The organism is Streptomyces sp. NPDC043726 (assembly GCF_056436565.1).
Genome location: NZ_JBWKCI010000005.1, coordinates 245,695 through 257,981 on the forward strand (window position 1 = coordinate 245,695; position 12,287 = coordinate 257,981).

Below are 12,287 nucleotides of genomic sequence, written 5' to 3' on the forward strand. Positions count from 1 at the left end.
GGGAGAGGAGGAGCAAACGACCGGGCCGGCCGACGGAAGGTCGGCCGGCCCGGGTGTGGCTGGTGTGATCAGACCAGGTCGAAGCGGTCCAGCTCCATGACCTTGGTCCACGCCGCGGCGAAGTCCTTCACGAACTTCTCCTTGGCGTCGTCGCTCGCGTAGACCTCAGCGAGCGCCCGCAGCTCGGAGTTCGAGCCGAAGACCAGGTCGGCACGCGTGCCGGTCCACTTGACCTCGCCCGTGGCCAGGTCGCGGCCCTCGAAGGTGGCCTGGTCGGCGGAGGTCGACTTCCACTCCGTGCCCAGGTCGAGCAGGTTGACGAAGAAGTCGTTCGTCAGCTTGCCCGGGGTCTCGGTGAGCACGCCGTGCTTGGTGCCGTTGTGGTTGGCGCCCAGCACGCGCAGGCCGCCGACCAGGACCGTCATCTCGGGGGCGCTGAGGGTGAGCAGGTTGGCCCGGTCCAGCAGCAGGTACTCGGCCGGCAGACGGTTGCCCTTGCCGAGGTAGTTGCGGAACCCGTCGGACGTCGGCTCGAGGGCCGCGAACGACTCGGTGTCCGTGTGCTCCTCGGTCGCGTCGACACGGCCCGGCGTGAAGGCCACCGCGACCTCGACCCCGGCGTCCTTGGCGGCCTTCTCCACGGCGGCGGTGCCGCCGAGGACGATCAGGTCGGCCAGGGAGACCTTCTTGGCGCCGGAGTTGAACTCGCTCTGGATGCCCTCCAGGGCACGCAGCACCTGGGCGAGCTCGTCCGGGTTGTTGACCTCCCAGCCGCGCTGCGGCTCCAGGCGGATCCGGGCGCCGTTGGCGCCACCGCGCTTGTCGCTGCCGCGGAAGGTGGAGGCGGAGGCCCACGCGGCCGACACCAGCTGCGAGACGCTCAGACCCGAGTCGAGGATCTTCGCCTTCAGCGCCGTGACGTCGGCGGCGTCGATCGGCTCGCCCTCGGCCTGCGGCAGCGGGTCCTGCCAGATCAGCGTCTCGGACGGGACCTCCGGGCCGAGGTACAGCGACTTCGGGCCCATGTCACGGTGGGTCAGCTTGAACCAGGCGCGGGCGAAGGCGTCCGCGAACTCCTGCGGGTTCTCGTAGAACCGGCGGGAGATCGGCTCGTAGATCGGGTCGAACTTCAGCGACAGGTCGGTGGTCAGCATCCGCGGGCGGTGCTTCTTCTCCGCGTCGAAGGCGTCCGGCACGATCTCCGGGGCGTCCTTGGCGATCCACTGGTGGGCGCCGGCCGGGCTGGTGTCCGGCTCGTACTCGTACTCGAAGAGGTTCTTGAAGAAGCCGTTGCTCCACTGGGTCGGCGTCGTGGTCCAGATGACCTCGAGACCACTGGTGATCGTGTCCTTGCCGACACCCGTGCCGTACGTGCTCTTCCAGCCCAGGCCCTGCTCCTCCATGGAGGCGGCCTCGGGGTCGTTGCCCACGTGGTCGGCCGGGCCGGCGCCGTGGGTCTTGCCGAAGGTGTGGCCACCGGCGATGAGGGCGACGGTCTCCTCGTCGTTCATCGCCATCCGGCGGAAGGTCTCGCGGATGTCGCGGGCCGCGGCGATCGGGTCCGGGTTGCCGTTCGGGCCCTCCGGGTTGACGTAGATCAGGCCCATCTGGACCGCGCCGAGCGGGTTCTCCAGCTCACGGTCGCCGGAGTAGCGCTGGTCGTCGAGCCAGGTGGTCTCGGGACCCCAGTACACGTCCTCGTCGGCCTCCCAGACGTCCGCGCGGCCGCCGGCGAAGCCGAAGGTCTCGAAGCCCATCTGCTCAAGGGCGACGTTGCCGGTGAGGATCATCAGGTCGGCCCAGGAGATCGCCTGGCCGTACTTCTTCTTGACCGGCCACAGCAGACGGCGCGCCTTGTCCAGGTTGCCGTTGTCCGGCCAGCTGTTCAGCGGCGCGAAGCGCTGCTGGCCGGCGCCGGCGCCACCGCGGCCGTCGCTGATGCGGTAGGTGCCCGCGCTGTGCCAGGCCATACGGATCATCAGCGGGCCGTAGTGGCCGAAGTCCGCCGGCCACCAGTCCTGCGAGGTGGTCAGCACCTCGGCGATGTCCTGTTTCACGGCCGCCAGGTCCAGGTTCTGGAACGCCTCGGCGTAGTCGAACTCCTCGCCCAGCGGGTTCGTCACCGGCGGGTTCGAGGCAAGGATCTTCAGGTTGAGGCGCTCCGGCCACCACTGACGGTTGCCGCCGCCCTGGGTCGGGTGCGCGGCACGCCCGTGCGCGACGGGGCAGCCCCCCGTGCCCTCCTCCGTCTTGGGGTCGGTGACGATTGCGTCGGGGTTCTCGGCCATTGCGGAATCCTTCCGGGCTTTGGTGGATCTCGTGCTCAGAGACTTTGGGGGGTCGAGCAGTCGGGGCAGGTGCCCCAGTAGATGACCTCGGCCTCGTCGATCGTGAATCCGTGATCGTCCGAGGCGGTCAGGCACGGGGCGTCACCCACCGCGCAGTCGACGTCGGCGACGACACCGCACGACCGGCACAGGATGTGGTGATGGTTGTCCCCGACACGACCCTCGAACCGGGCCGGGCTGCCGGCCGGTTCGATACGGCGTATGAGTCCCGCCGTGGTGAGGGCGTGCAGGCCCTCGTACACGGCTTGCAGGGAGATGTGGCCCACGCGGTCCCGCACTCCGGAGGCGATGGCCTCGACGCCCAGGTGGTCACCGACCCGGACGGTTTCCAGGAGCGCGACGCGCGCGGCCGTCACCCGCAGGCCCGCGCCGCGCAGCTCGTCGGCGGTGGTCGGGGTTCCGGATGAGCTCATGCGCCGAACCTACCCTCAAAAACACGAACGGTTCAAGAAAACGACAGATTCCAATTTGATGGCGGGGAGGCGTCGCGGGGAGGGCCGGCCCGCGAAACGCTCCGTGACCGTCAGATCACGCAGCCCACATGCGCCAGCGCCTGCTTCAGCAGCACGCCGTGGCCGCCCGGCATCTCGCTCTGCACCGCGGGGGACAGGGCCTCCTGCGGGCTGAACCACACCAGGTCGAGGGCGTCCTGCCGGGGGCGGCAGTCACCGGCCACCGGAACCACGTAGGCGAGCGACACCGCGTGCTGACGCGGGTCGTGGTACGGCGTGATGCCCTGCGTCGGGAAGTACTCCGCGACCGTGAACGGCTGGAGGGAGGCCGGGACCCGGGGCAGCGCCACCGGGCCGAGGTCCTTCTCCAGGTGCCGCAGGAGGGCGTCGCGCACCCGCTCGTGGTGCAGCACGCGGCCTGAGACCAGGGTCCGGCTGACCGTTCCGTCCGGTCCGATGCGCAGCAGCAGGCCGATGCTGGTCACCTCGCCGCTGTCGTCGACGCGCACGGGCACGGCCTCGACATACAGAATCGGCATGTTGGCGCGGGCCATCTCCAGCTCGTCGGAGGTCAGCCAACCGGGCGTGGTTTCGGTCATATCAGACATTGCTTGATCATACTTTCCGGTAACGGCGCGCGCTCAGTCGCGACGGGGGACGGTTTCGGCGGGAAGTCCGTACAGGCGGCGGGCGTTGGCGGAGCCGGTCCACCGCACGATCCGTAAGGCGTCGGGCAGACTCAGCTCGTCCTCGTCGACCCGGTCCTGGAGCAGCGCGGCGAGCCCCCGCCGGAAGGAGACCGCGCCGAGCAGGTGGAACTCGGCCAGACCGTAGGCGTCGGAGCTGTACAGCAGCTTGCGGAACGGGGTGATCTCCAGCGCCTCCTCCAGCACCGCACGCGCCCGGGCCGGCCCGACGTGGTGCAGGGTGAGGCCCACATCCAGGTACACCTGCTCGAACACGGCGGCCAAGTAGGCGGCTTGGCGCTGATACGGCCAGCAGTGCAGCAGCAGCACGGGGATCGTGCCCGCCGTCAGATGCAGCCAATCCGTCAGGTGGGTCGGGTCCACGCGGTGCATCCGGATGTCGTTGTCCCCGAACCCGGTGTGCAGTTGGAGCGGCAGCCCGAGGTCCACGGCCGTCCACAGCAACTGCCGTACCAGCACCGGCTCGGCGAGCCGCCCGCCCGCCGCGAGCCAGCGCCGGGCCGCCTCGGTGACCTCCGCCTCGGTGGGCCGGGCCGGGTCGAGGTCGAAGCCGGTGCGGTAGGCGGCGACGGACTTCACCGCCACCACCCCGGGCCGCCGTACGGCCTCCGCGGCGGCCCGGCGGAAGGCGGCACCGTACGCGTCCGGCTCGACACCCGCCCGCGCCACCGACTCGGCGACGTTCTCCAGTCGTACGACCTCGTAGGCGGCGCCCCCGGCCGCCTCGGCCAGCTCGCGCGGCGCCGTCAGCGGGAGCGGGGTGTAGCCGGTGTCGACGCAGAACACCTCGGTCCCGGCGGCGGCGAGCAGGCGCCGGGTCACCTCGCGCGGGCCGAGTTCGGCGCGCCGGTCCAGATAGGCGTCCGGGGCCGCGTGCCGGGGCAGGTCGAGCAGGGGTGCGCAGTGCCGGCGTACGGCCACACCGACCGGGGTGTCGAAGGGGGAGATCCCGGGCCAGGCGGCGCCCTCGGTCAGCAGGGACTCGAAGCCGGGCCGGTCCAGGGCCTCGGTGGCCACGCCATGGCAGTGATGGTCGACCAGGGGGAGCGCGGCCAGCGCCTCCCGCACGGTGGCCGTCACGTCAGTACCGCCAGCGGTAGGCCGCCGCGACCTCCGCGTCGTCGAGTCCGTCGACGGCGGCGATCTCGCCCTCCCGTACGGCCGTCACCGCGTCGGCGAGGACCGGTCCGAGCGCGGCGGACAGCACCTCGTCCCCGCGGAACGCCTCGACCGCCTCCCCGAGCGAGGTCGGCAGCCGGTGCACGCCCCGGGCGTGGGCCTCCTCCGCGCCGAGGCCGCTAGGATCGCCGGTGATCTCCTCGGGCAGGGAGGCCGAGTGCGTGACGCCGTCCAGGCCCGCCGCGATGACGCAGCCGAGGGCGAGATAGGGGTTCGCGGCCAGGTCGACCGGCTTGATCTCGATGTTCGCCGCCAGGCCCCGCAGGCCCGCGGTACCGGTGATCACCCGGACGCCCGCCTCCCGTGTCTCCCGGCCCCAGGCCGTGAACACCCCAGCCCACTGGGAGGGTTTGAGCCGCAGATAGCTGGCCGGACTGGGCGCGGTCACCGCCGTCAGCGCCGGAAGGCGGGTGAGGACGCCCGCCGTGAAGGACTCCGCGTCGGCCGTCATGCCGTGCCGGCGGTCGCCGCCCGCGTGCAGGTTGGCGCCGTCGCGCCAGGCGGAGAGGTGCAGATGGCCGCCGTTGCCGACGCCCTCGGCGAAGACCGCGGGGGCGAAGGAGACCACCAGGCCGTGCCGCCGCGCCACCGCCCGGATCGTCTGCCGCACCAGGACGCTGCGGTCGGCCGCCGCCACCGGGTCCAGCGCGCCCACCGACAGCTCGAACTGCCCCGCCGCGTACTCCGGATGGATCTGGTCGACCTCCACGCCCTGCTCGGCGAGCGCGGCCAGCAGATCGGCGGTGCAGTCGCTCAACTCGATCTGCCGGGTGGCGCCGTACGCCGGACCCGTCACCGCGGGCACGAACTCGCCCTCGGCCAGGGCCCCTTGACCGACGGCCCACTCGATCTCGATGGACGCCCGGAAGGTGAGACCGTGGCGCCGCTCGGCCTCGGCGACCAGGTGCCGCAGGAAGGTGCGGACGCAGCCGGGGTGCCGCTCGCCCTCCTGGGTGATCCGGTCGACCGGCGCCCACGCCCAGCCGGGCTGCGCGGCCAGCACCACCAGCCGGTCCAGGTCGGGATAGAGCCGCAGGTCGCCGTCCGGGGAGCCGAGGACGTCGGTCGTGACGATCGAGTCGTTCGCCAGGAACGTGTCGAACACCGGCGACATCCCGACGCCCCAGGCCGCCGCCGAGGGCAGCTTCGCCGTGGGGATCGCCTTGACCCTGACGATCCCGGCGGTGTCGACATAGGCCAGCACGATGCCGTGCACCCCGCGCCCGGCCAGCTCCCCGCTCAGCGCGGTGGCCCGCTCGATGTCCCCGGGACGCCCTCCGGGCACGGGATCGGCAAGGGTGGTCATGCGCTCTCCTCGTCGAGCTGGGCCGCGAAACTCGCTGTGGGCGTCAGGGTTTCACGGCCACCGCGCCGTACTGCGGCACCGCGACGGGAGAGTCGGACTCGGCGCGCCACACCGAGCACGACACCAGGCCCGGATCGAGCAGTTCCAGCCCTTCGAAGAACGCGGCGATCTCGGCGCCGCTGCGGGCGGTGATCGGGGGAGTGGCGTTCTCGTTCCAGAACTCCATCGCCGGGATCTGGCCCGCGCCGCCCACCTCGTCGTCGAAGGTGGGGTGGGTCAGGACCAGGTAGCTGCCGGAGGGGACGGCGGCCATCACCCGGCGGGCGATGTCGCGGGCCTTGTCGGCGTCGAGGACGAAGTTGAGGATGCCGAGCATCATCACCGCCACGGGCTTGCTGAAGTCCAGCGTGGACGCGGCGCGTTCGAGGATCGCGTCCGGGTCGTGCACATCGGCGTCGACGTAGGCGGTGACGCCGTCGTCGGTGCCGGTGAGCAGGGTGCGGGCGTGCACGAGCACGATCGGGTCGTTGTCGACGTAGACGATCCGCGCGTCCGGGGCCACCCGCTGGGCGATCTCGTGGGTGTTGTCCGCCGTCGGCAGACCGGTGCCGATGTCCAGGAACTGCCGCACCCCGCGCTCCTCGGCGAGGAAGCGCACCGCCCGGCCGAGGAAGTCGCGGTCCGCGCGGGCGATGTCCCGGATGATCGGGAACATCCCGGCGACCTGCTCGCCGACCTGCTGGTCGACCTCGTAGTGGTCCTTGCCGCCGATCCAGTAGTTCCACACACGCGCGTTGTGCGCCACACCGGTGTTCAGCCTCGACGACACGTCCGCCGGGGTGTGGCCTTCGGTCACGACTCGTTCCTCTCCTCGCACGTACGGCCGAAACCGGCCGTGAGGCCATTGTGCCGTCCCTTGATCACCCTGTCTCCGGAATCGGCACAGGACCAGCGGCGATTGGGCGGCGCGAGGGTGAACTCGGCGGAACGTCCTCGCGGTTACGCGGACGGCGTCTTTCCGGCCTGGACGTCCTTCAGGCGCTGGGTGCCCTTCTCCACGGCGTCCTCGACGGAGTCGTCCTCGACGCCGTCCAGGCCGCCCGCGGTGACCGTGATCGCGTCGGAGCCCACCTGCACGGCCGCCACGTCCTGGGTGAGCGTGGTGGGCGAACCCTCGACGTCGCCCTTGACCACCACCCGCAGTCCCTGCCGGGCGTCGCCCTCGTCGGGCAGCGAGGTCCCGGTCACCTCGACCGTCCGCTCCTCGCCCGCCTTGTCGGTGGCGGTGAACCGGTCGCACTTCTCCGGCAGGGTCTTCATCCAGGCCAGGGACTCGCCGACGTCGGTCCGGTCGTACGCGGCGACCTGGTACAGCAGCCGGGAGTCCCCCTCCTGGAAGCCGCGCAGCGCCGACGCGCCGGAGGGCTTGCCGAGCAGGTCCTCACTGTACAGGCCGTCCAGCAGCCGCTGGCAGTCGGCGGCGTCCGCCTTGCCGGTGAGGAAGTCACCCACGTCGACCTGCGCGATGAGCAGGGATTCGCGCCAGTCCTCGGCGTTCTCGACCTGGGTCCAGTCGTCCTCGAGGTCCGTCTCGGTGATCAGCGCGGACTGGGCGCCGGCCTCGGTGAGGGAGGGCGCGGCGGTGGTCTGCGCGGCCAGCGGGGTGGCGGCCACGTCCGAGGGGCTGGCGGTCACGTCCGAGGCGCCGGCGCTGTCCTTCGCGTCGTCCGAGCAGGCGGCGCAGGTCAGCAGGGTGGCTGCCGCCAGGGCCGCGGCGAGAGCGGGGGCCGGTCGACGGGTGCGGGTCATGGCGGGATGCCTCCTCGGGACGCTTTCCCCCAGCGCATCACCGGCCCGTCGCGACCACCAGCGGCACCGGCCCGTTCGGGTGACGGCGCTCAGTGCTTGACGGCGCTCAGTGCTTGACGCCGCTCAGTGCTTGACGCCGACTCCGCCGTACAGCGACACGGGCCCGTCACTCAGCGGGGACTCGTCCCGGCCGAGGTCCGGGCGCCAGTCCCGCACCGAGACGATGCCGGGTTCCATCAGATCAAGTCCCCTGAAGAAGCCGCCCACTTCGGCCCGCGTACGGGCCACGAGGGTGACCCCGCCCGCCGCGTACCGCTCGATGCCCGCCCGGACGTTCGCCGGCTCGAAGTCGGCCGTCATGCAGGACAGGACCAGGCAACTGCCCGGAGCCAGCGCGTCGACGAGGGTGCCGACCAGGTCGTACGCGCCGTCCTCGTCGGCGACGAAGTGCAGCAGGGCGATCAGGGACAGGGCGACCGGGCGGTCGAAGTCGAGGACGCGGGAGGCCTGTTCGAGGATCGCGCGCGGGTCGCGGGCGTCGGCCTGGACGTACTCCGTCACGCCCTCGGGTGTCCCGCGCAGGAGGGCCTCGGCGTGGGCCAGCACGATCGGGTCGTTGTCGACGTAGACGACCCGCGCTTCCGGAGCGAAGGACTGCGCGATCTGGTGGAGGTTGGGCTCGGTGGGTATGCCGGTGCCGATGTCCAGGAACTGGCGGATTCCCGTCGTCCCGGCGAGCTGGCGGATGGCCCGCTGCATGAACCAGCGGTTGCTGCGGGCGGCGCGCGGCGCGCCCGTGTCGATCGCCATGATCTGCCGGCCGAGCTCCTCGTCGACCGGGTAGTTGTCCTTGCCGCCGAGGTACCAGTCGTACACCCGGGCCGGATGGGGCCGGGTCGTGTCGATGCGGACGGCCGGCTCGGTCCCGGTCACGCGGCGCTCCTCTGCTCGGTCGGCACGCTGTGCGTCGCGGGCAGTCTTTCACGATCATCCGATGAGGCTGAGACTGTCTTCGGCCACCTCCGGGGCGGGCGGCTCCGGCCAACACGACGGCGAGAGAGGCGAGTTCGCACCCGCCTCCCTCGCACACGGCGTCAGCTGTTCGTGTCGCTCAGCGGATCGTGTCGCTCACGGCTTCAGCGGATCGTGTCCGACGGACATCAGCAGGTGACGGCGGCGCGGGTCCTGCGCCGCGGGTTCGTTCTCCACGTCCGCCTCCTCGGCGACCGTGTCGACCACCTCGTACATCACCTCGATGTCGGCGTCGGTGAGGTCCGTGCGGCGCTTCTGGAGGATCGCGAGGACGTGCTGTCCCGTCGGTGTCCCCGCGTGCTCCGGCAGCGGTTCGGTCTCCTCGGAGGCCTCGCTGACCCGCAGCCAGGCGGCGAGCTCCTGCGAGGTCATGTTCACCGCGCGGTGGAACTCCTCCCACAGCGTGTCGAGTTCGAGGGAGTCGGTCATCGTCTTTCCCTTCCGCTCTCCGGGGACGTGCTCACTCGTCGCGGGGCCAGTTCTCCGCGTCGAACATCCAGCGCTGCTTCTCCAGTTCGCCGGTGATGCTGATCAGCAGGTCCTGGGTGACCGGATCCGGCCCCTCGGTGGCCTGGATACGGTCCCGCAGCCGGCCGATGGCCGCCTCCAGCGTCTCCACCATGAGCTGGACCACCTCGGTGTCGCGCAGCCAGCCTTCCCCGGCGCCGGGCAGCCCGAAGGACGCGGCGACGGTCTCGGGGCGGCCGTCCGGCGACACGCCGAGCGCGGCGGCGCGTTCGGCCACCGTGTCGGAGAAGGCGCGCGCGGCCGAGACGACCTCGTCCAGCTGCAGGTGGATCGAGCGGAACCTCGGTCCGACGACGTTCCAGTGCGCCTGCTTCCCGACGAGCGACAGACCGAGCAGATCCACCAAGGTGTCCTGCAGGGCGTCGCCGGCGATCCGGCGTTCCTTGTCGGGCAGAGTGCTCCTCACCACGGTCATAGTGCTGTTCTCCTCCTCGCGTGTTCCCTGGTCGTCCGGAGCAGTGCGGCGCGTTCCTCCTCGCAGGTCCCGCCCCACACCCCCGAGACCTGGCCGCTGTGCAGCGCGAAGGCCAGGCATGGGGTGCTCACCGGGCAGCGGGCGCAGACGCTCTTCGCGGCCGTGATCTCCCGCAGCGCCGGTCCCCGGGTGCCCACGGGAAAGAACAACTCGGGGTCCTCACCCGCGCAGGCCGCGTTCCGCAACCACTCCATGGGGGCGCGGGTGCCCCCGGTGTACGGGTGCAAACGCGACGGTCCACGGAGTGGCTTGTCTCACTTGGTGAGTACGTCGTCCAGGAAGCGGACCAGGTCGGCGAAGACCTCCTCCTTGTTCGTCTCGTGGAACACCTCGTGCCGGGCGCCGGGATAGACGTGCTCGGCCAGCCGTTCGCCGCGCAACGCCTCGACGCCGGCCCGGCTGCCGGCGAGTGGCACCAGCCGGTCGTCGTCCCCGTGCAGCCACAGCAGGGGCAGCGGCCCGACGTCGCCGCCCTTGGACACGACGTCCAGCGTCCGGACGAAGGCCTGCAACGTCGGCCGCTTCATCGCGCCGTGCCACACCAGCGGATCGTCGGCGTACGACGAGCCCACCTCGGGGTCGCGGGAGAGCGCGCCCGGGCTGATCGGGGTGTCCGGGATCTCGTCGAGGGCGAGCAGCCGGCGCGGCAGCGCCCAGTCGCCGATGACCGGCCCGGACAGCACCAGCGCGGTGAGTTCCGTGCCGTACCGCTGCGCGAAGCGGGCCGAGATCAGTCCGCCCATGGAGTGCCCGACCATGACCAGCGGGACGCCGGGATGCGCGGTCCGGGCCAGCTCCGCGACGGCGTGCACGTCGGTGACGACGTCCTCGAAGTCCTCGATCAGCACCCGCTCGCCCGACGACTGCCCGTGTCCCGTGTGATCGGGGGCGAAGACCGCCGCGCCGTGGCCTGTGAGGACCCCGGCCACCCCTTCGTACCGGCCGGAGTGCTCCCCGTAGCCGTGCACGACGAGCGCCAGGTACCGCGGATCCCGCCTCGGCCATTCGCGTACGACGATCGGGCCGCGGGTTGCGGCCAGGATGTGTTCGCGGCTGTCGGCCATGTCTCCTCCGGCTGCGTCGGTGAGGGTCCCCGGGGATCTTCCCAGGGGTGCGGTCGGCGGTCTATAGTCCGAAACTAGCGGTGCTAATTAAGCGGTGCTGTCATCAGAGTCGCTGGTCATGACCGGTCGTGAGACCGCCGGCGCTGTCGGTCAGGAGTTCCCCGTGCGTCCCGTCCATTTCGCGGCCGCCCGCCGCACCCCCATCGGCAAACTGCGCGGAGCGCTGTCCTCCGTACGACCCGACGACCTCGCCGCCGCCGTGATCCGGGGCCTGGTCGCCGATGTGCCCGCGCTCGACCCGGCGCGCGTCGACGACGTGTACTGGGGCGCCGCGAACCAGGCCGGCGAGGACAACCGCAATGTCGCCCGCATGGCCGCGCTGCTCGCCGGGCTGCCCGAGTCGGTGCCCGGCGCCACCGTGAACCGGCTGTGCGCGTCCGGCCTGGAGGCCGTCACCACCGCCGCCCGCACCATCGCCGCGGGCGAGGCGGACATCGTGCTCGCGGGCGGCTCCGAGTCGATGAGCCGCGCCCCCTTCGTGTTGCCCCGGCCCGACGAGGCACTGCCGCACCGCGTCGAGACCGTCGACACCCGGCTCGGCTGGCGGCTGGTCAACCCGGCGATGCGGGACCTCCACGGGCTGCTGTCCATGGGGGAGACCGCCGAGGAGGTCGCCGCTCGGTACGGCGTCTCGCGCGAACGGCAGGACGAGTTCGCGCTGCGCAGCCACCGGCTGGCCGCCGAGGCCCGCAAGAACGGCCACTTCGACGACGAACTGCTGCCGGTGGAACGTCCCGACGGGGTCGTCGTCGACAGTGACGAGTGCGTGCGCGAGGACACGTCGTACGAGAAGCTCGCGCGGCTGAAGCCCGTCTTCCGGGAGGGCGGCACGGTCACGGCGGGCAACGCCTCGCCGATGAACGACGGCGCGGCCGGACTGATCCTCGTCAGCGAGGAGGCGCTGAACGACCTCGGGCTCGAGTCGCTCGGGCGGTATGTCGCCGGGGCGTCCGCTGGGGTGCATCCGGATGTGATGGGCATCGGTCCGGTCCCGGCCACCCAGAAGGTGCTCGCGCGGGCGCGGTGGAGCGTGGGGGACCTGCAGGAGGCCGAGTTCAACGAGGCGTTCGCGGCCCAGGCGCTGGCCTGCGTGGACCGGCTGGGCGTCGACCCGGAGCTGGTCAACCCGAGCGGCGGTGCCATCGCGCTCGGGCATCCGCTGGGCTGCTCCGGCGCGCGGATCCTGACCACCCTGCTGCACCGGATGCGGCGTACGGGGGCCGAGCGGGGCCTCGCCACGATGTGCGTGGGCGTCGGGCAGGGCAGCGCGGTGCTGGTGGAGCGGCACTGAACGAGCTGCCTCCGGTGAGCCGGTGCCGCCTGGTGA

The 12,287-nt window shown here is 71.7% G+C and carries 13 protein-coding genes; 1 reads left to right on the forward strand and 12 read right to left on the reverse strand.

Annotated elements, in window-relative coordinates; all coding sequences use genetic code 11:
* Positions 1-68: 68 nt before the first annotated feature.
* From katG to AC068Z_RS16765, 12 genes are all read right to left on the reverse strand, one after another.
* On the reverse strand, positions 69-2,288 hold the full coding sequence (gene katG, locus AC068Z_RS16710; RefSeq protein ID WP_478555781.1) for a catalase/peroxidase HPI: 2,220 nt from the start codon (positions 2,286-2,288) through the stop codon (positions 69-71).
* A 35-nt stretch (positions 2,289-2,323) separates the two neighbouring features.
* On the reverse strand, positions 2,324-2,761 hold the full coding sequence (locus AC068Z_RS16715) for a Fur family transcriptional regulator (RefSeq protein WP_451728748.1): 438 nt from the start codon (positions 2,759-2,761) through the stop codon (positions 2,324-2,326).
* 110 nt (positions 2,762-2,871) lie between these two features.
* Positions 2,872-3,399: an NUDIX hydrolase family protein gene (locus tag AC068Z_RS16720; protein ID WP_478556346.1), complete on the reverse strand. Its 528-nt coding sequence runs from the start codon at positions 3,397-3,399 to the stop codon at positions 2,872-2,874.
* Between the two features lie 42 nt (positions 3,400-3,441).
* Positions 3,442-4,587 (reverse strand): amidohydrolase family protein, encoded by a 1,146-nt coding sequence (locus AC068Z_RS16725; protein ID WP_478555783.1) that lies wholly within the window; start codon positions 4,585-4,587, stop codon positions 3,442-3,444.
* A 1-nt stretch (position 4,588) separates the two neighbouring features.
* Entirely contained in the window at positions 4,589-5,992 is a 1,404-nt protein-coding gene (locus AC068Z_RS16730) for a glutamine synthetase family protein (RefSeq protein WP_478555785.1), read from the reverse strand.
* Between the two features lie 43 nt (positions 5,993-6,035).
* Complete coding sequence (locus AC068Z_RS16735; RefSeq protein WP_478555787.1) at positions 6,036-6,848, reverse strand: SAM-dependent methyltransferase; 813 nt, start codon at positions 6,846-6,848, stop codon at positions 6,036-6,038.
* A 143-nt stretch (positions 6,849-6,991) separates the two neighbouring features.
* Positions 6,992-7,801 (reverse strand): hypothetical protein, encoded by an 810-nt coding sequence (locus tag AC068Z_RS16740; protein WP_478555789.1) that lies wholly within the window; start codon positions 7,799-7,801, stop codon positions 6,992-6,994.
* Between the two features lie 123 nt (positions 7,802-7,924).
* The gene (locus AC068Z_RS16745) at positions 7,925-8,734 is read right to left on the reverse strand and encodes an SAM-dependent methyltransferase (protein ID WP_478555791.1); all 810 of its coding nucleotides are present in this window, start codon (positions 8,732-8,734) and stop codon (positions 7,925-7,927) included.
* Between the two features lie 195 nt (positions 8,735-8,929).
* Positions 8,930-9,262 (reverse strand): DUF3140 domain-containing protein, encoded by a 333-nt coding sequence (locus AC068Z_RS16750; protein ID WP_478555793.1) that lies wholly within the window; start codon positions 9,260-9,262, stop codon positions 8,930-8,932.
* Between the two features lie 31 nt (positions 9,263-9,293).
* Entirely contained in the window at positions 9,294-9,776 is a 483-nt protein-coding gene (locus AC068Z_RS16755; protein ID WP_478555795.1) for a Dps family protein, read from the reverse strand.
* The gene (locus AC068Z_RS16760; RefSeq protein WP_478555797.1) at positions 9,773-10,030 is read right to left on the reverse strand and encodes a WhiB family transcriptional regulator; all 258 of its coding nucleotides are present in this window, start codon (positions 10,028-10,030) and stop codon (positions 9,773-9,775) included. The genes AC068Z_RS16755 and AC068Z_RS16760 overlap by 4 nt, the downstream gene beginning before the upstream one ends.
* Before the next feature lie 60 nt (positions 10,031-10,090).
* Positions 10,091-10,900, reverse strand: a complete 810-nt coding sequence (locus AC068Z_RS16765; protein ID WP_478555798.1) for a lysophospholipase — start codon at positions 10,898-10,900, stop codon at positions 10,091-10,093.
* Between the two features lie 163 nt (positions 10,901-11,063).
* Here AC068Z_RS16765 and AC068Z_RS16770 point away from each other — a divergent pair, with 163 nt between their 5' ends.
* Positions 11,064-12,251, forward strand: a complete 1,188-nt coding sequence (locus AC068Z_RS16770) for a thiolase family protein (protein WP_478556348.1) — start codon at positions 11,064-11,066, stop codon at positions 12,249-12,251.
* Positions 12,252-12,287 lie beyond the last annotated feature (36 nt).

Excerpts from the sequence above, each read along its gene's own strand:
- AC068Z_RS16750 (WP_478555793.1), bottom strand. The coding sequence starts at position 9,262 with ATGACCGACTCCCTCGAACTCGACACGCTGTGGGAGGAGTTCCACCGC.
- AC068Z_RS16715 (WP_451728748.1), bottom strand. The coding sequence starts at position 2,761 with ATGAGCTCATCCGGAACCCCGACCACCGCCGACGAGCTGCGCGGCGCG.
- AC068Z_RS16765 (WP_478555798.1), bottom strand. The coding sequence starts at position 10,900 with ATGGCCGACAGCCGCGAACACATCCTGGCCGCAACCCGCGGCCCGATC.
- AC068Z_RS16730 (WP_478555785.1), bottom strand. The coding sequence starts at position 5,992 with ATGACCACCCTTGCCGATCCCGTGCCCGGAGGGCGTCCCGGGGACATC.
- AC068Z_RS16740 (WP_478555789.1), bottom strand. The coding sequence starts at position 7,801 with ATGACCCGCACCCGTCGACCGGCCCCCGCTCTCGCCGCGGCCCTGGCG.
- katG (WP_478555781.1), bottom strand. The coding sequence starts at position 2,288 with ATGGCCGAGAACCCCGACGCAATCGTCACCGACCCCAAGACGGAGGAG.
- AC068Z_RS16755 (WP_478555795.1), bottom strand. The coding sequence starts at position 9,776 with ATGACCGTGGTGAGGAGCACTCTGCCCGACAAGGAACGCCGGATCGCC.
- AC068Z_RS16720 (WP_478556346.1), bottom strand. The coding sequence starts at position 3,399 with ATGACCGAAACCACGCCCGGTTGGCTGACCTCCGACGAGCTGGAGATG.
- AC068Z_RS16760 (WP_478555797.1), bottom strand. The coding sequence starts at position 10,030 with ATGGAGTGGTTGCGGAACGCGGCCTGCGCGGGTGAGGACCCCGAGTTG.